Source organism: Paenibacillus sp. FSL K6-0108 (assembly GCF_045040695.1).
Taxonomy (GTDB): Bacteria; Bacillota; Bacilli; order Paenibacillales; family Paenibacillaceae; genus Paenibacillus; species Paenibacillus pabuli_B.
The window spans coordinates 6,892,960-6,915,906 of record NZ_CP150288.1 but is presented as its reverse complement, the minus strand read 5'-3'; the positions used below and the strand labels follow the sequence as shown (position 1 = coordinate 6,915,906).

At 45.6% G+C, this 22,947-nt stretch carries 20 protein-coding genes; 13 read left to right on the top strand and 7 right to left on the bottom strand.

Annotated elements, in window-relative coordinates; translation table 11 throughout:
- Positions 1-39: 39 nt before the first annotated feature.
- From MHB49_RS31475 to MHB49_RS31450, 6 genes are all read right to left on the bottom strand, one after another.
- Positions 40-987, bottom strand: coding sequence for a TetR/AcrR family transcriptional regulator (locus MHB49_RS31475; protein ID WP_405154197.1), 948 nt, complete (start codon positions 985-987; stop codon positions 40-42).
- A gap of 282 nt (positions 988-1,269) precedes the next feature.
- Complete coding sequence (locus tag MHB49_RS31470) at positions 1,270-1,398, bottom strand: hypothetical protein (RefSeq protein ID WP_405154196.1); 129 nt, start codon at positions 1,396-1,398, stop codon at positions 1,270-1,272.
- A 371-nt stretch (positions 1,399-1,769) separates the two neighbouring features.
- Positions 1,770-2,084, bottom strand: coding sequence for a multidrug efflux SMR transporter (locus MHB49_RS31465; RefSeq protein WP_090903482.1), 315 nt, complete (start codon positions 2,082-2,084; stop codon positions 1,770-1,772).
- Positions 2,084-2,425 (bottom strand): multidrug efflux SMR transporter, encoded by a 342-nt coding sequence (locus MHB49_RS31460; protein WP_053782823.1) that lies wholly within the window; start codon positions 2,423-2,425, stop codon positions 2,084-2,086. The genes MHB49_RS31465 and MHB49_RS31460 overlap by 1 nt, the downstream gene beginning before the upstream one ends.
- A complete protein-coding gene (locus MHB49_RS31455; RefSeq protein ID WP_247899648.1) occupies positions 2,422-3,045 on the bottom strand; it encodes a TetR/AcrR family transcriptional regulator in 624 nt (207 codons plus the stop codon). Before MHB49_RS31455 ends, MHB49_RS31460 begins: the two co-directional genes overlap by 4 nt.
- Before the next feature lie 124 nt (positions 3,046-3,169).
- Entirely contained in the window at positions 3,170-4,645 is a 1,476-nt protein-coding gene (locus MHB49_RS31450; RefSeq protein WP_405154195.1) for a phospholipase D family protein, read from the bottom strand.
- A 333-nt stretch (positions 4,646-4,978) separates the two neighbouring features.
- Here MHB49_RS31450 and MHB49_RS31445 point away from each other — a divergent pair, with 333 nt between their 5' ends.
- The 12 genes from MHB49_RS31445 to MHB49_RS31390 all read left to right on the top strand — a co-directional run bounded on the left by MHB49_RS31445 (position 4,979) and on the right by MHB49_RS31390 (position 20,433).
- Entirely contained in the window at positions 4,979-5,911 is a 933-nt protein-coding gene (locus tag MHB49_RS31445; RefSeq protein ID WP_405154194.1) for a MerR family transcriptional regulator, read from the top strand.
- Between the two features lie 290 nt (positions 5,912-6,201).
- Positions 6,202-7,752 carry a phytoene desaturase family protein gene (locus MHB49_RS31440; RefSeq protein ID WP_405154193.1) on the top strand — a complete coding sequence of 517 codons (1,551 nt, stop codon included), beginning with the start codon at positions 6,202-6,204 and terminating at the stop codon, positions 7,750-7,752.
- Complete coding sequence (locus MHB49_RS31435) at positions 7,749-9,212, top strand: phytoene desaturase family protein (protein ID WP_405154192.1); 1,464 nt, start codon at positions 7,749-7,751, stop codon at positions 9,210-9,212. Before MHB49_RS31440 ends, MHB49_RS31435 begins: the two co-directional genes overlap by 4 nt.
- Positions 9,209-10,081 carry a phytoene/squalene synthase family protein gene (locus MHB49_RS31430; RefSeq protein WP_405154191.1) on the top strand — a complete coding sequence of 291 codons (873 nt, stop codon included), beginning with the start codon at positions 9,209-9,211 and terminating at the stop codon, positions 10,079-10,081. Before MHB49_RS31435 ends, MHB49_RS31430 begins: the two co-directional genes overlap by 4 nt.
- Positions 10,081-10,848, top strand: a complete 768-nt coding sequence (locus MHB49_RS31425; protein ID WP_405154190.1) for a carotenoid biosynthesis protein — start codon at positions 10,081-10,083, stop codon at positions 10,846-10,848. Before MHB49_RS31430 ends, MHB49_RS31425 begins: the two co-directional genes overlap by 1 nt.
- Positions 10,817-11,575 (top strand): lysophospholipid acyltransferase family protein, encoded by a 759-nt coding sequence (locus tag MHB49_RS31420; protein ID WP_405154189.1) that lies wholly within the window; start codon positions 10,817-10,819, stop codon positions 11,573-11,575. Before MHB49_RS31425 ends, MHB49_RS31420 begins: the two co-directional genes overlap by 32 nt.
- Before the next feature lie 2 nt (positions 11,576-11,577).
- Positions 11,578-12,726, top strand: a complete 1,149-nt coding sequence (locus MHB49_RS31415) for a glycosyltransferase (RefSeq protein WP_405154188.1) — start codon at positions 11,578-11,580, stop codon at positions 12,724-12,726.
- Entirely contained in the window at positions 12,723-14,204 is a 1,482-nt protein-coding gene (locus MHB49_RS31410) for a phytoene desaturase family protein (protein WP_405154187.1), read from the top strand. Before MHB49_RS31415 ends, MHB49_RS31410 begins: the two co-directional genes overlap by 4 nt.
- A 335-nt stretch (positions 14,205-14,539) precedes the next feature.
- Positions 14,540-15,607 (top strand): type 2 isopentenyl-diphosphate Delta-isomerase, encoded by a 1,068-nt coding sequence (fni, locus tag MHB49_RS31405; RefSeq protein ID WP_405154186.1) that lies wholly within the window; start codon positions 14,540-14,542, stop codon positions 15,605-15,607.
- Between the two features lie 447 nt (positions 15,608-16,054).
- On the top strand, positions 16,055-19,303 hold the full coding sequence (locus MHB49_RS31400) for an S-layer homology domain-containing protein (protein ID WP_405154185.1): 3,249 nt from the start codon (positions 16,055-16,057) through the stop codon (positions 19,301-19,303).
- Positions 19,304-19,385: 82 nt separating this feature from the next.
- A complete protein-coding gene (locus MHB49_RS31395) occupies positions 19,386-19,511 on the top strand; it encodes a hypothetical protein (RefSeq protein WP_405154184.1) in 126 nt (41 codons plus the stop codon).
- Between the two features lie 124 nt (positions 19,512-19,635).
- Entirely contained in the window at positions 19,636-20,433 is a 798-nt protein-coding gene (locus tag MHB49_RS31390) for a hypothetical protein (RefSeq protein ID WP_405154183.1), read from the top strand.
- Between the two features lie 458 nt (positions 20,434-20,891).
- On the opposite strand, the gene MHB49_RS31385 is transcribed toward MHB49_RS31390, so the two are convergent.
- On the bottom strand, positions 20,892-21,128 hold the full coding sequence (locus MHB49_RS31385; protein ID WP_091001321.1) for a helix-turn-helix transcriptional regulator: 237 nt from the start codon (positions 21,126-21,128) through the stop codon (positions 20,892-20,894).
- Positions 21,129-21,404: 276 nt separating this feature from the next.
- Between MHB49_RS31385 and MHB49_RS31380 the strand changes: the two genes are divergently transcribed.
- Positions 21,405-22,796, top strand: coding sequence for a helix-turn-helix domain-containing protein (locus MHB49_RS31380; RefSeq protein WP_405154182.1), 1,392 nt, complete (start codon positions 21,405-21,407; stop codon positions 22,794-22,796).
- Positions 22,797-22,947 lie beyond the last annotated feature (151 nt).

Sequence of the window (22,947 nt, the reverse complement as noted above, 5' to 3'; positions counted from 1 at the left end):
CGATGGTTTCTTCTCCTCTCTGTTTCTCCCTGTATTTCTTTATTGTTGTGACGAGTCAGCCTGGATGAACCGGCTATACATGGCATCCATAATATGCTGAAGCTCGGAGTGCAATGGCTGGATGTCAGGAATGTGGTCCAGGTTACGCATCATGCCCAGAATAATGGCACGCCGCGGTGTGAATTCCATCATTTCCTGTCTCAAAATGGCGATGGTCTCCAGCGCGTCATTGCGCAATTGCCCTGGAGGCATATCGGAAGTGATGATATCCTTCATCTGTTTGATGATGTGAATGGGATGGCGCATCACTGTAGAATCTGTATCTGAATCACTGTTCCATGCGGGCCAATGCTCCAAAGGAATCAAAGGGGCAGGTCGTTGATCTAACAATCCGCGAGCTGCATAATCAATCGTTTGCAGCATGTTGCTTGCCATCTTGGATACGGTAAGGGAAGGCATTTCCGTAAACCAGATTTTGACGTAGGAGAGGAACAGACCATGCGTGAGCAAAATAAGGTCAATGGTATAGGGCTCAATCTCTGGTCCGTACAGATCTTCCAGTTTGTCCTTAAACCAGTGCAGGGTGCGGATTTCCAGATCCTTGTGCTGCGGTTTGCACCTTTCCTTGCGATGCTGCTCTTCGTCCATCATCATGCTGCGCATTTGCACGCGTAAAAATTCCTTCAGCTCGGATACATGGACAAGCAGTGTTTCAATCTGCTTGTGAAGACGTTCTCTCGAAGTGAGCCCGGCTTCATGTTCAATTTGGGACATTTCGTCCATGAGCGTGAATATGCAGTACTCCATCGTACTGGCTTCTAATTCCTCTTTGGATTTGAACATGAGGTAGAGGCTGCCCTTGGACATGCCGCATATCTCTGCAATCTCCTGCATGGAGGTTGCGGCACTGCCTTTGGCTGAGAACAGCTTGAGTGCTGTGGTAATAATAAGCTTTTTCTTCTCATTCATTTCATGGATAGGGTTCATTAACGATACATCCACCTCACCTGCGGAACTTATGAGTTCTTGAATTGACTTTAGGGTCAAAACAAGTATAAACGATAAAGACAACGGAATTCAAATGGGAGAGAAATGGAAAAAGAAGAGGGCTTATCATAAGGGCTGAAGCATATTTTCTGCGTCATGCAGACACGATAAAAGCTGATAAGGAGCGACGACATGTTCTTTGCAGTATGTATGTTAATCACGAGTGTTCAAGGTTAGGTGAGCAGGATGAGCATGCTGATTTCAAAATGATCTATTTCAGGCTCAGCCCCTAAAGACATAGATGGCAAGAAGAATAATGGCTACAAGAGCAATCAGATAGAAGGCTCCAACAGCGATTAGGAATATGTATCCGGTAAAAGAACTCATACGTACGAACCATTTCTTCATCATCACGACATCCTTTCTTACGTAACAGAGTGTGGGGAGGTTTCCTTTTTACATCATATCCCAAAAAGACGACTTCCTGTTAGAAGTCGTCTTTTTATAAATGAGCTTGAAGCAGTGTAACGAACCGAGCACACGCTATTCGCTCCCATTTGCACAAGTATGAGTTCTAACGAATCGCAGTGACTTTATTTCGTCTAATATGTTGTTTTGGCAGGTTCTGCTGCAGTTTTGTACCCCAATAAGATGCCTGAAGTTCATTAAACTCTACAATTTGCGATAATCCACCTTTTAAGGTGCGGTAGGTTCGTTAGCATCTGACCCGAAAGAAAAATTACCTTCGGAAAACTCTCGGTGTTTCCTTACATTAAAATCTTTTACGTAATCAGTTTCAATCCGATCGCCGCCACCAAAATCATCGCAATAAACAGCAGACGCTTGGCTTCCTTCCGCTCTCCAAAGAGGAACATGCCTGTTAACGTACTGCCCACTGTCCCGATTCCAGTCCACACCGCATATGCAGTGCCCATGGGAATAGAGGTCATCGCATAAGACAACAGCGAGAAGCTGAATACGAAGGATACGAGCATGAGCACGATATAAGGCCAGCCCTTCCGGGAAGAAGCACCATTAATGCCGATGACACCAAAAATTTCACATATGCCTGCACCTACAATTGCCATCCAAGCCATTATGCTTCACCTCCTTTTGCCGATTGTTGATCCGTGACCAACTTCAGTCCGACCACACCGCATAGCAGCAGACCGATGAGCAAAACCTTGGCTAGTGAGAAGGCTTCACCAAATAGCAGCATTTCGGTCAGTACCGTACCTGCGGTACCAATCCCCGTAAATACGGCATATACCGTACCCACAGGCAATCTTTTGGAAGCAGCGATGATTAATCCAAAGCTAAGGATGATGGCCAGGGCAGTCAACGCCCACTCCCAAACGTTAGAGGCGTGTTTCAACCCGCTTACCCATACAATCTCAATAATTCCTCCGATGAATACATACAACCAGTTGCGGTTCATGATGATGAATCTCCTTTCGGCACAACGAAATGTGCCTCTTGTTTCAGATGATGAATGCCATGCCAATAGACAGGCCAGGAAGCTTCAATACGTCTCTTGTATCGACGCGAGCTTCCATAAATAATCTCGACTGTAATACCATCGAGAAAAGTCATAAAAGCAACCGCAGCTTGTTCTGCCGGAACCGCCTGTATTCCTCCGTTACGCATCTCGCGTTGCAACAGCCGGTTTAGTGAACGTTCCATCCCGTCCAGAAACGGATACACCATATCCATCACTTCGCTATACAGCGAGAGCGGCGGGAAGTAGCACATACGCAGCATAAAGCGGGCAGAGGCATTACCGTTATACTCTTGCTCAAACCATATCAGCAAACCCTTCAACCTTTGTTCCAGAGGAAGATCGGCGTGATCACGGAAGTATTCCAGCGTTCGACGCTGAACCTCCTTGAACGCATGCGCAAGAGTGTGCAAAAACAAGTCATCCTTGCCGCTAAAATGTGCATATATGGACGGTTTTTTAATCCCGACTTCGTCAGCAATAGCTCTTAAGGAGGCACCATCATACCCATCTCTTGCAAAATGGAACAGAGCTGCATCCCGAATCAAATGTGCAGTCATAATATCACCTTCCTAACGGTCGTTAGGTAACCTATATTTTCACATTTTACTTTCGCTGTCAAGGCACAAAAAACGCCTGCACAATAGTGTACAGGCGAGTTTAAGTTTGAGATTTCATGTTCAATTAAAAGGTTGTTAAACCCAAAATCAGTTGCAGCTTATATACGATTTTTTTCAAAAATGTAGTCTTCTCCTGGAATTCATCCAGGTCCAGGGTGAATTCGGCATCCTCATTAATCCATATGCGGTCAAAATAATCAGCGACATCACGAGTAAATGAGTTGTCGGGTGGGGCAGCGACCCAGAGGTCATTTTCCAGATTGTAATCATTCATGTTTCTGGGGGTGAAATTGGTTGATCCGCCAATGACGATATGATCACCGGTAGCTTTGGCAATATACATCATCTTGGTATGATATTGCTCCTTGGTTGTGTTATACCAGCGAATTTGGATTTTGCCATCCGATTTATCATGTAACTCAGCAGCTACAGGTCGATTGGGAATGCCGGTTTTCTCCTGACCAAAAGCATTTTCATTCGGGTCGAGTACAAGCCGTATCTCTACTCCGCGTTTGGAGGCTTCAATCAGCTCATCTACTACTTTGGGTGAAGCGATGTAGAACATGCCCATCCACAAGGTATCACCTTTTGCCAATAGATTGATCTCATGGAGCACGGTGTCATTCACTTTACCTTCGGTCAGATAGCGAATTCGCAAATCTCCCTTATTCGGATCTGTGGAAGGAGCTGTATAGGACGGGAGCTTTCCTCCACCTGAGAAATTCAGTACAGCCTGCTCCGATTCAAGGATGTCCCCAATGATCGGGCCAGTTATCTCAAAAGCAATGTTTGAATGGTAGACACTGGCATCATGAATATTGCCTGAAGACACAATCGCTGTCTTCTCGCTGACCACCACTTTGCGATGGTTGGCCTTAACATTGAGCAATTTAAGGTAGGAACGTATGGTGACATCCGGGCCATCCGTTGCCATCAGATTCGGAATCCAGCCATTCCCGGATTGTCCAAACCACTGGATGAAAGTGCGCCATACAGCAGAATACACGGGAGTGGAGTCGCGTAAAGGGTCCACATCTGTGATGACTACATGAATTCCGGCCTGCTTCATCTGCTCCAGCAGCGGATTGGGTGCAGAGTTGTAGTTGGTGTTCACCTCATCCGTAATGAACCAGATATCCATATTCGGATTCTGATTTTTTTTGGCGACGAGTGTATCTGTAAACTCTGTGCTAACAGGTGGGAAATGCTGATCTTTGTGCTGATAGTTATTGAATAAAAACATATCCACTACGACGAACTGTTCCGCATCCTCGACAATCTGAAGCATGCGCTGGAAGATCTGCTGTTCATGCTCCATTTGTCCATCAGCGGAAGGATAGGTGAGATCATTCAGAAACTGTACCTGTCCCACACGGTATTCAGGACTTTCATAGGAAATGCCGGACGGTAGTGGCTTATAGGTCTGATAGAGCATGACGGCGATGAGCCATAACACCAGTAGAATGAGACCTGTTCTTATGTATGGAAATTTTCCGTGTGAAGACTTGCGGTCTGATGCCTGGCGGCGATAAGAGAACAACAATAACTCCCCTTTCTAAACTTGCTGACTTCTATTTACCACCCGCATAACAATATTGACGCAGAGAGCCTAACGGATTATTTGAGTAGTCAGGAGCTCGAACTGCTGCTGTTCGTCTATATCTTGTACCCGGGAGAGAGTTGAATGGTATTTTAAAGGATTGGGCAGGTTTAAGAATCGTATGGATGCATCGACAGTAATATAACCGTTGTGTATAATGAGTGTATTATTTTTGTGGAATGTTCGGATTTTCATATACCTGACAAGGACGGGATAAGGATTCATTTAACCTATGAAAGTCCGGCTATTTCAGGAAAGAAAGTAGGTAATAAGGTGTATTCCATCAAACAAGTCGCTGCCATGCTGGGTATTCCGACGGTAACGCTCCGGGCTTGGGAGAATCGGTACAGTGCGGTCACCCCTGAACGGACGGAATCGGGTTATCGCTTGTACACGGAAGAAAATGTTGCAGATCTGCGCTGGTTGAAAGACCAGGTGGAGCAGCACCAGACAAATATTTCGGAAGCGGTCCGGATGCTCAAGGAGAACAAAACCAGTTCACAAGAAGCAGCTGCAGTACCTGCGTCGTTTACACCACCAGTACCCACGATGGAAGAGGCATATGAACGTATAGCCGATCAGATCTACGACTCGTTATACAACTTTCAGGGCGAACGGGCCAATGGTCTGATTGATTTTGGCTTCACCATGTACGGATATGATTCAATGTTTTATCATGTGCTGGTGCCCATACTCGTTCGGATAGGAGATGCATGGGAACAAGGCAGAGCTTCGGTTGCTCAAGAGCATTTCATGACACAATTGATTTCACAGCGCTTCTATCAGTTTTTCCATCTGTTCCCGATCTATCCGCATCTGCCCAAAGTTCTGGCGCTATGCCCGGAAGGGGAGCATCATCAGGTTGGATTATTGTTGTTCTCTCTGTTCATGCGTAAAAATGGTGCAGAAGTGCTTTATCTCGGAGCCAACACGCCGGAAGAGGGAATATTCCCAATCATTCGGGATCAGAAAATCAGGATGGTCTGTCTTTCGGTTACGGGTTCAGAACTTGTGGAGCGGTGTGATCAGCTTGTGGCACGAATTGCAGACGAGTTCCCTGATATGCGCTTTGTACTGGGAGGCAAGGGCTATGAGCGAGCAGAGAACGCACGTTATCCGCAGTGGATTATGCCCGGAAATTCAGCGGATTGGCAATCGTGGATGGAACGTGAGTATTTTGTTGAACATTCGCCTGGGCGAAAATAACTGATTCGTGTCTTTTTGAAAATGTATTTTCTAAAATAGAATGTATAGGTTTGGGTACACAGGACATCCTTTGACGCAAAAGCGTGGAGGGTGTTTTTTTGCGTTCTAAAATATTTTAATAGAGAATTTGACCGGCGGGTCATTTTTTGATTTAATAGGTCGTATAATATTTGTACTACATTTGTATAATGTTTTTTCGTTTCCCCGCTTGAACAGTTCATGGGCGGTTTAATAATAGGTTAGAGACTATAGTACTAGAGATAGTTCTTCACATAGGAAAGGTGAGTGGCATGATACCGAATCAGCAACGCAAACGTGCAGCTGTCATTGGCGCAGGCCCGGGCGGACTTGCAGCAGCCATGTTATTGTCCGGCCAGGGTTATGAAGTAGATGTATATGAGAAACAGCCAGTCATCGGGGGGCGTTCTTCCAGACTGGAACTGGGAGACTACCGATTCGACCGGGGTGCAACATTTTTGATGATGCCCCAGTTGATTGAAGAGATGTTCGATGTTGTAGGACGCAAGCTATCCGACTATGTGGAGATGAAAGAACTGACTCCGCTGTATGCACTGAACTTTGGTGATAAGGTGTTTACGCCTTCCCGTAACCGTGAGGATACAGCCGCTCAGATTAAGGAGCTTTTCCCGGGCAACGAGGACAATTACGTACGGTTCATGCAGGAAGAAGAAGTGAAGTTTGGCAAAGTCATGCCTTTGCTGCGCAGGCCTTTCGGAAAACTGGCTGACTATTTGAAGAAAGATGCCATATCTGCTCTGCCGAAATTGGACATTAACAATACGGTCTACGGCATCCTCTCCCGTTACTTTACAGACGAGCGTCTCCGCTGGGCATTTACGTTCCAGTCCAAATATCTCGGCATGTCCGCTTGGGATTGCCCGGGTACGTTTACGATTCTATCTTTTATTGAGCATCATTATGGATTGTTTCACCCTATTGGCGGTGTCAATCGCGTATTCCAGGCTATGGCTGATGTCGTGGAGGAGTACGGAGGACGAATACATACATCCTGTCCGGTTAAACAGGTCATTGTTCGCAATGGGCGAGCAGAAGGTGTTTTGCTTGAAAACGGTGAACGCATCGAAGCGGATCATGTCGTTGTTAATGCAGACTTCGCGCATGCGGTGAATCATCTGTTTGAACCAGGCGTACTCAAAAAATATACACCTGAGAAAATGAAACGCAAGAAGTTCTCCTGCTCCACAGCGATGTTGTATCTGGGCGTAGACGGTGATGTGGATCTGCCGCACCATTCCATCTATTTTCCAGAGGACTATCGACTGAACGTCGACGAAATTACGAAGCACAAAGTGTTATCCGCAGATCCATCTCTATATATTCATAACCCATCCAGACTTGATTCGACACTTGCACCGGAAGGGAAATCTGCTTTATATGTGCTCATGCCTACGCCGAACCTGACCGGAGACATTGATTGGGAGACAGAGCGGGAGCATGTGCGGGAAGCCATGATGAAACGAATGGAATCCATCCCCGAGTTGTCAGACATCCGCAGCCGTATTGAAGAATCCATGATGTTTACACCGCTGGACTGGCAAAATGAACTTGATGTGTATCGTGGAGCTACATTCAACATGGCTCATAACCTCGGACAGATGATGTATTTGAGGCCGCATAACCAGTTTGAGGAGTTGAAAAAGGTATGGCTGGTGGGTGGTGGGACCCACCCGGGAAGTGGATTGCCGACCATCTTTGAATCGGCTCGGATCAGCGTCAGACTGATCCAGGAAGAGGACGCACGCACAAGCTCGAAGCTATCTTCTTATGCAAGAACGGCAGAAGCAGGAGGTCATTCATGAAGCGGGCAGCCATCGTAGGTGCAGGCATCGGCGGGTTAACTTCAGCATTGCTGCTGAATCGTCAGGGATGGGACGTAACGGTATACGAACGGGGTTCCAAAGTCGGTGGTCGTATTGGTTACGAGCAGGAAGGCGATTACCGAATCGACCAGGGCCCTACCATCGTGTTGCTGCCGGAAATGCTGCTTGGCATTTTGGAAGAAGCCGGTGTGGACCGTTCCAAGATTGAACTGCTGCGTTGTGATCCGTTGTACAGAGTGCATTACAGCAGCGGTCGTGTAATGACCAAAATGACGGAACGCAAACAGCAGGCGGAAGAGATTGAGCGTCTGTTTCCTGGAGAGAGCCACGGATTTACAAGATTCATGAAAGATATGGACACGTTGTTTCCGGCAGGACGTGCTGCGTTTCTGGAGCGGGCTTTTCCTCGGAAAAGGGATTTCTTCACTCCGTCACTGATGTCCCTGATGGGCCGATTGCGTGCGCACAAAAGTGTACGGAAGGCTGTAGGCGATTATTTTCAGCATGAGGAGCTGCTGGATGCGTATTCGCTGCAAAGTCTCTATATTGGGGGATCACCTTTCGGTACGCCGGGTATTTACTCCCTGCTTCCTTATGCAGAACATGAATATGGCATCTGGATGGTGAAAGGTGGCTATGCTGCATTACCAGCCTTACTCGAACAGGAACTGATATCCCGTGGCGGCCGCGTCGTATTGAACACGGAAGTGACAGGACTGAATATCGAGAATGGGATATGCAAAGGTATAGAAACCGCCGCAGGCGCAGAAAATGTGGATGCAGTTATCTACAATGGCGATTTCCCCCATCTGACGGGATTGCTCGGTCAGACGCCTGAAGCCTCCCGGAAACGAAAGCCATACCGTCCATCGTCGGGATGTGTATTGATCTATGCGGGCGTAAACAAAGCTTGGGAGGATGCAACGACGCATCAGTTCTTCTTGCCCCCAAGTCTCGATGGAAGTTTGCGGGAAGTGTTTCATCAGCGCCGTATTCCGGCGAAGTCCTCTTTTTATGTATTCAATCCGGCTGCATTGGACAAGACAGCAGCCCCGCCAGGTCAGAGTGTGTTGTACTTCCTCATTCCGGTGCCGGATGCTGATGGTGTCGACTGGTCTCGAGAGAGTGAGGCGCTGGCAGAACGGGTGTTGGAAGAAGCGGAACAACGTGGATTTCCAGGACTCCGGGAAGCGATCAAGTGGCAAAAAATACGTACTCCCGCTGACGCTGAGCGTGACGGGCTGTATGGCGGCGGCAGCTTTGGCATCGCACCCGTACTGTTTCAATCCGGTGTATACCGGCCACAACCCAAGCCGTTCCCGGCGATCCGGGGCTTATATGCGGCAGGGGCGTCTGTACATCCGGGCGGCGGGGTTCCTATTGTGATGCAAAGTGCACGGATGGCAGTGAATCTACTCATGAGGGAGATGGAAACATGAATGAAGCGATTTTGAACAAGTGTGAGGAATTAATGCAAAAAGGCTCGTCATCTTTTTATCAAGCCTTCAGAGGTCTGCCCAGTCCGCGCCGTGAAGCAGTATATGTGATCTATGCCTTCTGCCGCATGATCGATGACAGTGTGGATGAGCCGGAACAGTCGGTCTATACCATTCATGAGATCCGCAATTTGTTCGATCGGTTGGACGAAGCGGGAGGACACTTTATCTGGCCGGCATTACGATGGTTGTTTGCAAGCTTTCCCCATCTGGACAAGGGGCCTTTCTTCCGCCAAATGGACGGACAATTAACCGATCTTGAAGTGACACATTACACAACGCTGGAGGAATTGGAGCATTATTGTTATCTGGTTGCCGGAACCGTAGGCGAGATGCTGCTGCCTGTATTGCGCGATGATAACGGTACAGACGTGGCGATGAACGGGATCGCGCTGGGCAAAGGTATGCAAATCGTCAATATCATCCGTGATGTGGGCGAAGACCGGGCAAGAGCCCGTCGCTATGTTCCGCTGGAGTTGATGGAGAAGCATGGATATTCAGAACAGGATTGGGCTGACGGTGTTGTTGACGAAAGGTTTATGGCTATTATTCATGATTTAAAAGCAGCTGCACTGAACTGGTTCCGTATCGGTATGGACCGTCTGGATACGTATCCAACCGAAAGTGCGTTTGCCATAGAGCTGGCGGCTGCCTTCTATTCAACTATTCTGCATGCAGTTGAGCGCAACGAATATGACGTTTATACGAAGCGGGCATATGTGAGTGATGAACTGAAACTGGAGATGCTGGGTGCCATTGTGAAACGTTATCCAATGCTGGCTTACCAGGCTTCCCACACGGCGGTATCCTGATGATTCAGGGCTTGTACTGGGCGTGGTATGTCATTGGAGCGACTTTGATGCTGACCATCGGTGTTCCGGATGTGCTGTCCTTCTCCAACGGTTTGTTTCTGATCTTCTATGCACTGTATGTGCTGGATCTGATTTATCAAGGACGAAGACGAATCGGATTGTCCGACCAGTCAGTCATCTGGATGAAACCCGCACTCTGGCTGGCTTCTGCTGTGATATGGCTGGGCGGCATGGGGGTGGAATGGGTTGGTGTGCACACACACTGGCCCTTTGGCGAGTATTCATATTCCGATTTCTTCGGAATTCACCTGTTCAGTGTACCCGTTACGTTAGGCTTCGCCTGGATCGCAGTGGTGGGTAACTCGGCTCTGCTCAGCGGAGGCGGCTCTACCTGGGCGGGCAAGCTGATCCGGGCAGTCAAGACTGGATTTTGGGCCATCGTGCTCGATCTGGTGCTTGATCCGGTTGCGCACGCCAGAGGGTTCTGGCAATGGCAAGCCCCGGGCGGATTCTACGGTGTACCCTGGACCAATTACATAAGCTGGTTTGTCATGGGAGCGTTCCTCTCTTTATTTTTTCCGGCAATGCCTTCCGATCGAAGCTCATTGCTGCGTGCCAAATGGCTGTATCAGCTGTTTATTCTTCTGTTCGGATTATTAGCTCTCAAAGAAGGAATTATGGGCAGCTTCATCATTGCTATTGCAGGAATGCTTCTTGCCGAGGGGAGCTGGCTGTATGATTCGCGCCGTAAAATCAAAACCGTTTAACCGGATTTTTGCCTTATACAATCATTATTACTTGCTTCGGAGACGTTTTCGCTCGTTTACTCTATCAGGTTCACTGGACCCGCTGCTCCCTCATACTGGCTCACCCATAGAACCGGATCAGCCTGTCATCTATTTCATGAACCACAGCTCCTGGTGGGATGGTTTGCTGCTCTATCATGCATCACAGCAGACTTCCCGAGGCGATCATTATGTGATGATGGAAGAAGAGCAGCTTCGACGATATGCCTTTTTCCGTAAACTAGGCGCGTACTCAATCAACAAGGAGAATGCTTCCGGCATTCGAACCTCCTTGCAATATTCGACCAAGCTGCTTCACTCCGGCAAAAGGGTCTGGATCTTTCCCCAAGGGGAAATTCTGCATCAGGATGCCCGGCCAATCGAGTTCCGTTCAGGCATTGGGTTGCTGTTACGGCGCTCTCCACACGCTGTGGCTGTACCTGTGACTTTGTGTCATGGCATGGTGCAGCATGATTTGCCGGAAGTATCAATGCAGGTGGGCACACCTCTGATCGAAGATTGGAAGACATGGAAGAGTGAAGAGATTGCCACCAGATTGAGCAGGGTGCTTGGACAGCAGTTGAATGACCACAAATCAGAGCTGGTACGCATCGGGCAGGGGAGTTTGCCGGGTGCTTTTCCACTGATCCGCCATGTGCGTTCTACGAGTGAAAAATACGATACCGCACGAAAGCGGGTGAACCGTTAGTGATGAGTGCATCTGAAATAGCATGGATCTTACTGAATTGTGTATTGGGCGTTCAGTTGACGTTTGCGATATGGAACGTCTCCTGTCTGCCCAAAGTGCGTGCATTCAACGCAGACGGATTGAAGGACAGGGACATGCTGGTCTCCGTGCTAATTCCTGCCCGCAACGAGAAATTGCACATCCAGGGATGCCTGGAGAGTGTGCTTACCAGCGATACATCCGGATTTCGAATGGAAGTACTCGTGCTGGATGATCGCTCCGAGGATGAGACCGCAGCCATAATCCAGACGATTGCCAATCGCGATCCACGTGTGCGTCTGCTGCATGGCGCGGAACTGCCCGCAGGCTGGATGGGGAAATCTCATGCCTGTCACCGATTGGTGCAGGAGGCCAAGGGTGAATGGTTCATGTTCGTGGATGCCGATGTGCGTCTGGAACCTGCTGCCATCCGGCAAACGATTGCTGCGGGGTGTGCGCAGGGTGGCGGCCTCGTCACAGGATTTCCTTATCAGGTGACGAAGACCTGGATGGAAAAGCTCGTTGTGCCTATGATGGTGTTTACTATCATCAGTCATCTTCCTATTTTCATGATACGCAGATCATCCCATCCGATGTTTGTAGCCGCTACAGGGGCGTTTCTGCTCATTCATCGTTCCAGTTATAAGGCCTCTGGCGGGCATGCTGCAATCCAGGCTGATCTGGTCGATGACATGAGTCTGGCTAAGGCGGTTAAGTGTGCGGGGCATCCAGTCATGCTGGCCGATGTTCATGACGTGACAAATACGAGAATGTACCAGAATGGTGCAGAAGTGTGGAACGGGTATAAGAAAAACATGTATGAAGGCATGGGGCGCAAAGATGTGCTGCTGTTAGGCATGATGCTGATGTATACACTGATGTATATTGTGCCTCCCCTTGGTCTGATTGTCGGTTTGTTGTCGGGTAATGCTACGTCCATTATCTATGGTCTTGTGGGAACCGTGCTCGGCATGGCAGTCAAAAGGGTATCGGATCACGCGGGAGGGCAACTCTGGTGGCTTGCTTTCCTGCAGCCGATCAGCATGGCCTGTGTCATTGCGATCGGCGTAGCCTCGTGGCAAGCAGGGCGTTCCGGTAAGGGGTATGTATGGAAAGGTAGGCGGTACAGTTGAAGGGTAACGTCATTATTATCGGAGCAGGATTTGGAGGCCTATCGTGTGCCATTCGGCTAGCTTCGCAGGGCGTACGGGTCACCATTCTGGAACGACAGGAGCGGGTCGGTGGGAAGCTGCAGCAGATCGAGCGGGATGGGTATCATTTTGATCGGGGACCCAGTACGATCACGATGCCTGCAAGCTTCCGTTCAGTCTTCGATCATGCAAATGTGGTGATGGAAGATTACGTGCAGCTATATGAGCTGGAGCCGCGTACACGGAATATATTTGCGGATGGGACCAGGGTCGATTTGTCCGGCAATCGAGGGTGGATGAAGGAACAAATAGCTGCCTACAGTCCGGAAGATGCGACACGTTATGATGCATTTATGGATGAGTCTGCTGCACTGTATGCGGAAGCCAATCGTCACTTTCTTGGAAAGCTGCTGTTGTCGCCCAAGGATAAATATAATCTTCGAATGCTGCGCAGTCTGCTGCGCGTACGGCCTACAGTGAAGCTGGACAAGCTGCTGCGTTTGTATTTCCAGCACCCCCATACTCTTGCAATGTTTGGTCGGTACGCGACCTATGTGGGGTCATCGCCCTATCAGGCGCCATCGATCTTTGCCATGATGGGTCATGTGGAGGCAGAAGAAGGTATCTACGGGGTCAAGGGCGGTACCTATCAACTAATCGAAGCAATGACAAAACTTGCACAGGAAAAAGGGGTGCAGATCGTTACGGGCATCGAAGTCCGGCAAATTGTTGTCAGGAATGGTAAAGTAGCAGGCGTGGATACGGATCAGGGCTTCCGGGAAGCGGATCAGGTTATTGCCAATGGAGATGTGCTGAGCGTTAATCGTCTGCTGCTTGCGCCAAAATATCGTAAACAGATGAGTGATGAGCGAATTCGCAAGTATGAGCCGTCGATCTCCGGGTTTGTAACATTGGCTGGTGTGCGGAGGCAATATGAATCCCTTCTGCACCATACCGTCTTTTTCCCAGAGCATTATGAGCCGGAGTTCGACCACATTTTCCGTGACCGAAAAATGCCTGCCGATCCCACGATCTACATCTGTTATTCGGGTTATTCCGAAGCAGGCATGGCTCCTGCGGGAGCCAGCAATCTGTTCATTCTGGTGAACGCTCCATATTTGTCTGACGCATGGCATTGGGATGAGCAGATGGACCGTTATGGTGAGCTGGTGCTGGAGAAGCTGGCTGAGCGGGGAATTACGGGATTGAAGCAGTCGGATGTGTTAATTCGGTACACTCCCCAGCATATAGAACGGGATACACTCGCACATCGGGGGTCCATCTACGGCATCTCGTCCAATTCGGTGAAGCAGACCTTCATGCGTCCCGGCAACCAAAGCAAGGATGTACAAGGGCTATGGTACGTGGGTGGAACGACGCATCCGGGCGGCGGCACACCGATTGTGACATTATCCGGGCAGCTTGTTGGAGCGCAGCTTGCATCGGAAATCGTAAGGTAAGTTATAGAAACATTTCGTATAACAGAATGACAGATCCAATCTCCAAATCCGTGAATAGCAAACAGAAGTTGCACCTCGAAATTCAAGATAGGATTGGGTTTCGGGGTAGCCTTTCCATTGCCGGGCTGGAACGGTATACTGGTAGAGTTGACGCGTTGTATGTGATTATCATTCATAATATAGATCCAAATCAAACCGATTTTACGTTACATAACAAGTAAGGAATATTTCTGAGAATCTCACTGCTGTATGGGGCAAAATCCTGAACGGAACCTAGCCGGAACTGGCAACTAATCCTGTCCATCAGCATTATTCTCACATAAGGAGGACTCATCATGAATGAACAAGAGCGAGCCGGCGAACGGCTGCTTCCCGAGGTGGCTACGGGAGAACGGAAGCTGGAGCATGTGCGCCTCTGTCTTGAGGAGAATGTTGCAGGAGAAGGGGTAACCAGCGGAATGGAGCGGTATGCTTTTCGTCATAACCCGCTACCTGAATTGAATTTTGAAGAGGTAAGTCTGGAGACTGCGTTTATTGGTAAAAAGGTGCGCACACCCCTGCTCATCAGTTCGATGACGGGTGGAAGTAAAACAACGGGCGCCATCAATGAGCGGCTGGCCCGTGTGGCGAACGCCCGAGGCTGGGCGCTCGGCGTAGGTTCAATCCGGGCTGCCGTGGAACAGCCGGAACTGGCGAGTACCTTCGATGTGCGGCGCTGGGCACCGGACATCCCGGTTATTGCCAACCTCGGCGCGGTGCAGCTGAATTACGGCTTCAATACTGCTGATTTCCAGCGGGCAGTCGAGATTGCTGGCGCGGATATGCTGGTGCTGCATTTGAACAGCTTGCAGGAGGTTTTTCAGCCGGAAGGAAACACGGATTTCAGCGGATTGCTTCATCGAATTGAGGATCTGTGCCATCAATTGCACGTGCCTGTTGGCGTGAAAGAAGTGGGGTTTGGGATCGACGGAGTGACGGCGCAGCGATTGTACGAAGCAGGTGTGGCTTTTATCGATGTAGCCGGAGCAGGTGGCACCAGTTGGGTGCAGGTCGAGAAGTTCCGGAATTCGAATCCGGTACGTCGTGCGGCAGCAGAAGCTTTTGCCGACTGGGGCATTCCGACAGCGGAGTGCATTCAGGAAGTGAGAGCGGTAAACCCGGAAGGGGCTGTGATTGGCAGCGGTGGGTTGTATAACGGTGTCGATGCGGCCAAAGCGCTGGCTCTTGGTGCGGATCTGGCCGGGTTCGGGCGATCTTTGCTGGAGTCTGCCGTCGCTTCCGAAGAAGCACTGGATCAGCGGCTGGAGCAGGTTGAATTCGAGCTGCGTACCGTGATGTTTGGCATTGGTGCGGGGCGGATCGAGGATTTGAAGAAGACGTCACGTTTGGTAGAGCGGCGTTAGGCCGTGGGTTAACCCCTGTACCTATTCTAAATTTGAATTCTAATTTTTAGAATATAATGAGTTTGATATGCCTTTAAATAAATATAGTATTAAGCTATAACCTATCACTTGTGTTTAGCATGTCGGCGATAATAACCGATATGCTTTTTTTATATCGTTAAATAAGATGAAGATTTAATTCAGAGTAAAATTTTTTATTGTTTGTTAATACATTACACATTATGATTAATGAGTCTTAAGGGGTGTTTTGGAATAGATTATTAGGTTTAAAGACTCAGTTTATTATGAGGAGAGGATGAGTTATTTGGAGATTATAGAATAAAAATATAGATTGGAAATTTGGAACTAGAAGTAGTTATTCATGAGAAATTATCTAAATTGTAAGATTAAACGATCTACATAAAACAGTATGAGTCATGATATACAATTCTAAGAGGTGATACATATATGAAATCTAAGAGTTTGTTAATTTTAGTGTTGGTTATGAATTTAGTGTTGGGTAATATGCTGTTTTGGGGAGGAGGGACAGAAGTAGCTCATGCGAATTATGAGCCTCGTACAGATAAAATAACTACGGAGTTTTCCAAGTCGAATGATAACTTTATAGATTCGTATAATTCGAACACCACTAGCGCGTTTACATCAGTGGAAACAATAAGTGACACCATTACTACGTCATATTTACCGAAACCTAACGTAACGGTAACCACGACGGAAAACTCCATAACGTTGTCTTGGGATGAAGTTCCCGGAGCAACTAAATATGCTGTTACTGTCAATCGAGAAGTTGCTATGGATAAAAATATAAGAACGTACACAATAACAAGAGTTGCACCAGATAAAACATATAGGATTGGAGTTCTCGCATATGACGGGGAAAAATATGGAGAACAAGAGTTACTCTTCGTTAGATTGAAGGGACCTGCGCCAATCTACGATGATGCGGGTAGAATTGATTTTACGGGGAAAATTTCAGGTGAATTAGAGATTGTTAATGGTGGCTTCGCTTATGTGAACTGGGGGCTTGTGAATGGCAATGCGATCAGTCTGTTTTACAAGCTAGATGCAGTCATACAGGCAGAGGTGTACGTCAATGATGTGAAGAATACTGATCTGAAGAGCCAATCCAGTTCAAGTGCTCTCATTAATGGTTTAACACAAGGTGAGAAAAATGTAATTAGGTTAGCTTGGACGAATCCTACAGACTCCACTCAACGTTCATTAGAGTTTATAATCACGCCTCCTGTACAGGATGCTTATACTTTAGGAGATTCCAAGGCAGGATTTGGCGCCGTCGTTGATCTTAAGCAATACGGTAAGTGGTATCTTGTGGACAATCAAACCATAATCTCTCAAAATACCGTTTCGAAATATATTGATACACAAGGTGATAGTGCTAGATGGGAAGTAGAGATGTCCAGCAAATTCGCAGATAGTGTGGGCTATGAATTAAACAAAATAAAAGAAGACAAGCAATCTCCTTTCCAATCGCAATGGTGGTATGTCAATACGTTTGATACTGGGGAGTACGTTAATGGTTATTCATCTCCTGTAGGGATCGTTACCAAGGAGGATCTAGAGAAATATAGAGGGATTGTTCTAAGTGATCCTAAACGTCCGAACCAGATGATATCCAGTCTGGCTTTGGCTAACCCTTATACTTATGAAAATGCGAAATCTGGAAATAAGGGGCCTGTATTTACGGAGATAGCTACTGGATCTGATGCATTCCCAAATAATCATATAAACTTTGTTCCAGCAGGCAGCGTGGTACAGAATTTCAAATACAAAGCCTTCTTAAAATATAATGGTGAATTTAAAGGGCAGGGAACCAATGAGGATCCTTACGTTATTCCGACTCTAGCTGATGGGGAGCCGGTGATCACGAAACTAGATAGTCCTAGATACTCGCAGTCGAGTGCTGTGGGTAATAATGCGATTCGGTTGCAGTGGCATGCAGTGGAAGGTGCTGAACAATATATTCTCAAACGTGGTTCTGAAATTCTATATGAGGGTCCGCTTTTAGAATATGTGCATGAAGGTGTGAATTTTAATTCGATCACTAAGTATACATTAGTAGCTCGCAAAGGCGAAGTTTACAGTGAGGAAACGAAATACACCATCGGAAATGTACCTCATATTCCATATCCACCTGATTTCCGAGCAGAAGCACTGGATTCCACCAAAGTTAGACTTACGTGGAGCAAGGTAGACCATGCAGTAGAGTATGTGATCACCCGTAATGATCAGCCTTTGGCGGTAACGAAGTCAACCTCATACGAGGATGTAAATGTAACACCTGACACCACATACATCTATAAAGTGGTTGGCAGGGACGGAGACAACGAAGGTTCAGCCGCAGTAAAAAGTGTGAAAATTCCTAAAGTGACTGAGGACGAGGCACCGAAAGGCCAAATTAACATAAGAGTCAATCGAGTGTACGATAATAGAGTGGACCTGCAATGGAATCTGGTGGAGGGAGCAACCCAGTATGAGATCTACCAGGATCAAGTGAGTAAAGTATGGTCAGGTCATTCAAATACGATGATAGCGTACACGCTCCAGTCAGGAAGAACATATACCTATCGGGTTGTAGCGAGTAACAAATACGGAAAGGTTGAATCTAGTACAATCGAAGTGCAGACGGCGGGCATACCTCAACCGATGAATGTGGCTCCAATGAATGCCTCGAACGCAACGATTGCCTTTGAATATCAACCTATTGAAGGAGCAGTTCATTACGTTGAACGTAATCCACAAACGAAGTACGAACCTCTAGGAAACGGTGTTTACCGTAAGACGTATTTGAATACTGCCACTGGAGAAACACGTGATGAGGGTATGGTGACTGCTGTGAACGGTAAGCTGCAGTTTAGTGAAGTGGGCGTCGAACGAAATAAATATTATGAGTATAATGTCATCGCTGTTCGTGTCAGACCTGATGGATCAGAAGAGGTCATTGGCAAGCAGACGGTTGCTGTAACAACTCCAGCAGATGGAAGTGGTGCAACGGTATATGGATATAATTATCCTATTCCTCCTTACCATAATGTTAATAATACCCCTATCCCTAGTGCGGTTATGGGGAAAAACGACAGCATTACAATTGATACTCAAGTTGTGGGTTCGAATGGAGAAGTGAAAAATCCAGCAAGTGTTACTTTTAGAGATATAGAAAAGAGTTATGCGAAGGAAGCTATTATCTACTTGGCACAGAAAGGAATTGTCAAAGGTTATTCAGACGGTTCGTTTGGTGGAAGCGAAAAAGTTACGAGAGCGGAATTTGCAATCTTTATAAAGCGTGCTTTTGGATATAACTCTATTGTTCCTTTTCAGAATGAGTTTAAAGATGTGTTCTCTAGTTCTTGGTATTATTCAGAAATAGCTCCTGTACTGGAGCAGGGGATAATTAAGGGGTTCAATGATGGTACGCTTAGACCAAATGCGTACGTTACAAGAGAGCAAGCATCAAGCATGATTGAGAATGTGATGAAGAAACAAGGCTATGTATTATCATCATTTACATGGTATGCAGATAATCAAATGATTTCTAATTGGGCTAGAAATAGTATTAACCTTGTAGCTCAAGAAGCTATTATGAAGGGATATCCCGATCAAAAGTTTATGCCAAAAGAACATTTAACTCGGCAGGAAGCGGCAATGATAATATATAATCTGTTGCTTAGTAAGAAATAAAGTTCAGGATCTTCACCATTTCATACTCCCACACATAATGATATATTCTAACTCTGGTTTATATTGTGAACAAAGATTATCCATGGGGCTGTCTCAAAAGCCCTTAAAAACCGTTAATATTACTGAGGCAAGTGACATCAAAATCAATTTTGATACAAGCCTGATTCTGGTTGAAGGATATGTAACGGTGTATTTGACTGGTGGTTAGTCTAATGCTGATGTGTTCTTTGATTGGGAACACTATTTCTAATATATTTGTTTTTTTAGGCGTGTGGCGAATAGCTGCACGCCTTTATTATAACAAGCTTTATTTCTGCAAAGGAGCATGCTATATGATTGAAAAAACTCTTTTCAAAGTTAAAAGCAGTTTACTCAATACCTTTTATGGTGATCCAGATCAGGAAGAAGTATTGAAGCAAGAAGTTTATTCGATCCAAAATAATATGGTAACGGTCAGAAGAATCATTGAAGGTGGAGTGGATTTCAACGAAATTCCTTTTGAAGAGCGGGATGTGGAAGGAATTATTCTGTCTAATGTGGATATTCAATTTGCATTGTACCAGTTCTATATGATCTATCAATGTGAACTTCAAGATGTGAGCAACCAACCTAAGTATGTAGGAGAGCTACACTATTCTGAGTCAGAAGGTCAAATAAATGAAAAGATCATATTTAAGCTACTTGCGGTTTTTAACTCCTTACGGGTCGCATACAAAAAAGAGAAGGTTCATGTCCAGATTACTTTATCAAGTCCAGATTCGATGAAGAAAATTTATAATATCTATCAAATGTTATATAACGAAGCTCGATTAAATCCATTCATCTTGTTTTTTTTGAGCAAGGGGCAAGGAAAGCCTTTAACCCACACTCCTTATGTTACATTTCAGTATAAGCCGAATGCTTCGGCACTTAGTGATATTAAAGTTAACCAAGAGGAAATGATATTTATCGAATATATTCAGCAACAGCTAACATTGTCTCCTTATTTTGTATGTTATTGTGTAGGTTGGAGGGAAGACGAGGTGATGGAAAGTACAGAGATAAAGAAGTTGGCTAAATATTTTCCGAATGTTTTTTTTCTTTCAACAACCAACACCTTTCTGTCCCAAATGCTTTTCATAAGCAAATGAGAAAAGAGTAGTAACCGGCGGAGGGCGAGCCCCAAGCTCACACGAATTCCCTGGGGGATTCGCACCTCGAAGTATGTCCTAAAACATTCTTTTGTAACCTGTCGGCAATACCGGTGTTTAATTTAAGGTTATTTTTTATTTTTATCATAAATTCAGATTTGTTTTGTTATAACTATTGGATACTTTATTACATGTGTTTTCGCTGTCGCACTCTGTATGGAGTGCGTGGATTGAATTATGCTGTACTGTACTGATATCCTTTTGCGTTTCCGCGGTTGGTCGATATTCCATATGGAGCGCCAATATAATTAAATTCTTATAGCGCCTTACATTTCTCATGCTTGTTTTGACATAATCAGAAGTCAGTAGTAACACCAAAAAACCGTCCAAATTAAAAATGGACGGTTTTTTGGTTTCTCTTTAAAAGTAGAAGGTGAACCATATAGCCCAGTTTGTTTTTACCCCTTATCGTCATCCGGTATGTACTCTAACACATCTGTAAGAGTGTAGTCATTTCCTGTCATTGCCCGCAGAGTGTTAACAATATTATTTAAGGTATCTAAATCAAGCCTTTTCGTTTTTCCTTCGCACAAATCATATATAAGATTGGGTCTGACTTTTGCTTCCCTGGCCAGTGCATTTTTCGTGACGCTGGCTGCATCTAAAGTGTAGCCCAATCTTATTTTTATAGACATAACCAATTCCACCTTTCACTTTAATCATAACCTAACGTTAATTGCTTTAAAATAATCACTTGACGTTTCTTACGGATGTCTTATTGTGGACTCCAGACGTCTCGATATGAACTTGAAGCTTGATTTGGGACCATACTTTACAATCTTTGAACAATGCTGATATGTATCCTTATAATAAAAAGTAAATTATTTACAAGTAAAATATTGATATTAAATGTAAGAGTATAGTATATTTTTGCTAACCATTTTAATTTTACGCGGAAAGGTGGTGTTCCCGTGAACTCATTAACAACGATACGTGATCATCTGGAAGATTACTTAAAGAGAAAGAATATGACGCTCATTCATTTTTCTGAAATATCGGGTATTAATTCAGGGACGTTGAGTGGAACGCTGAACGGACTACGTCCAATAGGTGTGCAACAACTGGACCGACTTACTGCAGGGATGGGCTTAACTGAGGGATACTTCTATGAATTATACATAAATGAGTGTTTTGTACATACAAGCCCAGATTGGCGAAGACTGGGGCCTTTTCTATATCGCTGTGCCGAACTCAATAGAATAGAGTGTATGGAAACAATAACTAAGCTCATGATGGATAATCTTGCATATGCTCCCCTGTTGTTCGAGTTGGCTGAACAGTTATATCGTGAGGGGATGTTCGAGGCAGCCAAGCCTCTCTATTACTGGGTGGCCGAGAGTGAGAAGATGCAACATTCCGAACGTTTGGCTCTGAGTCAGTATCGTTTATTCACCATTGGACTCTCCAAAGACCAGACAAACAATCTCTCACTTGCAACTCAATTTGAGTTATTTGTGGATCGTCTTGATGAGCCTTACGAGCTTGATGGACTAAATGAACTGATTAATGCTTATGCTTCGTTGCGACGATGGGATAAGCTGTTGGAACTTGGAGAGAAATTAAAGTTGAAAGCAACTATTCATTATGAATTGTACGGCAATAATAAGCCGAAAGAAGTCAAAAAAGAAATTATATTTTATATTTTGTACGCATATTTGGTAATCGGAGAGACTTATTTCTATTTTGAAGAATATGAACAAGCACTCCATTACGTCTCTTTATATACTGATGCTAGCTGGGTAGTTGATCCGACTGATGAGGAAACAAATGTTATTCAACAGTTCAAGGAATGGGCAGAAGGTAATCGTTACCAGTATGAATTGATGTCAGGTAAGACAGATGTACTTCACGATTATTTGAATTATATCTCAGAAAGAGAGAATGAAATTTTTCCGGCTTTATGCGAGATAGTTGTTGCAGCCAATAAGTTTGAATTGGATATCGATGCTGTACTTAAAAAATATGAATCTTCTATTATCTATCGTAAACAAATTAGTCGAATTGGAGTAATTAGTAGTCAGCTTACGGGGGATCGCTATGCTAATTTATTGATGGGGATAAGTATATATTACTTCCAAAAAAATAATTTGGATAAAGGCTTCCTGTTCCTGTTGGATAGTTTATCTGTGGCAATTGAAATTAGTAGTGCGTTATGTATGGTGAAATGTGTTGGTTTATTTGAACAGTATTCGACGTTTGCAACTGCCACCACGATAGAGAAGTATAATAAATTAAAACTCAAAGGTAAAAAAATCGTCTTCGCATATAACTACATACACAACCTTCGCAGACCGAATCCCTAAACCATCCCTTGATATCACTGTCTAAATTAAAGATCCAATAATCCTCCTTTGATCATAACAACGAAGGTTCATGGGATGGGTAGTTAGTACAAGTTAGTATACATATCGACACAAAGTGTTCTCTCATCTGAAAGCTCCACCTTATCGGTAC

Bases quoted from the DNA above. Each gene is read 5' to 3' on its own strand.
- MHB49_RS31425 (WP_405154190.1), top strand. From the start codon at position 10,081: ATGATTCAGGGCTTGTACTGGGCGTGGTATGTCATTGGAGCGACTTTG.
- fni (WP_405154186.1), top strand. From the start codon at position 14,540: ATGAATGAACAAGAGCGAGCCGGCGAACGGCTGCTTCCCGAGGTGGCT.
- MHB49_RS31475 (WP_405154197.1), bottom strand. From the start codon at position 987: ATGAACCCTATCCATGAAATGAATGAGAAGAAAAAGCTTATTATTACC.
- MHB49_RS31430 (WP_405154191.1), top strand. From the start codon at position 9,209: ATGAATGAAGCGATTTTGAACAAGTGTGAGGAATTAATGCAAAAAGGC.
- MHB49_RS31395 (WP_405154184.1), top strand. From the start codon at position 19,386: ATGGGGCTGTCTCAAAAGCCCTTAAAAACCGTTAATATTACTGAGGCA.
- MHB49_RS31385 (WP_091001321.1), bottom strand. From the start codon at position 21,128: ATGTCTATAAAAATAAGATTGGGCTACACTTTAGATGCAGCCAGCGTC.
- MHB49_RS31420 (WP_405154189.1), top strand. From the start codon at position 10,817: ATGATTCGCGCCGTAAAATCAAAACCGTTTAACCGGATTTTTGCCTTA.
- MHB49_RS31390 (WP_405154183.1), top strand. From the start codon at position 19,636: ATGATTGAAAAAACTCTTTTCAAAGTTAAAAGCAGTTTACTCAATACC.
- MHB49_RS31440 (WP_405154193.1), top strand. From the start codon at position 6,202: ATGATACCGAATCAGCAACGCAAACGTGCAGCTGTCATTGGCGCAGGC.
- MHB49_RS31455 (WP_247899648.1), bottom strand. From the start codon at position 3,045: ATGACTGCACATTTGATTCGGGATGCAGCTCTGTTCCATTTTGCAAGA.
- MHB49_RS31460 (WP_053782823.1), bottom strand. From the start codon at position 2,425: ATGAACCGCAACTGGTTGTATGTATTCATCGGAGGAATTATTGAGATT.
- MHB49_RS31470 (WP_405154196.1), bottom strand. From the start codon at position 1,398: ATGATGAAGAAATGGTTCGTACGTATGAGTTCTTTTACCGGATACATA.
- MHB49_RS31435 (WP_405154192.1), top strand. From the start codon at position 7,749: ATGAAGCGGGCAGCCATCGTAGGTGCAGGCATCGGCGGGTTAACTTCA.
- MHB49_RS31400 (WP_405154185.1), top strand. From the start codon at position 16,055: ATGAAATCTAAGAGTTTGTTAATTTTAGTGTTGGTTATGAATTTAGTG.
- MHB49_RS31415 (WP_405154188.1), top strand. From the start codon at position 11,578: ATGAGTGCATCTGAAATAGCATGGATCTTACTGAATTGTGTATTGGGC.
- MHB49_RS31465 (WP_090903482.1), bottom strand. From the start codon at position 2,084: ATGGCTTGGATGGCAATTGTAGGTGCAGGCATATGTGAAATTTTTGGT.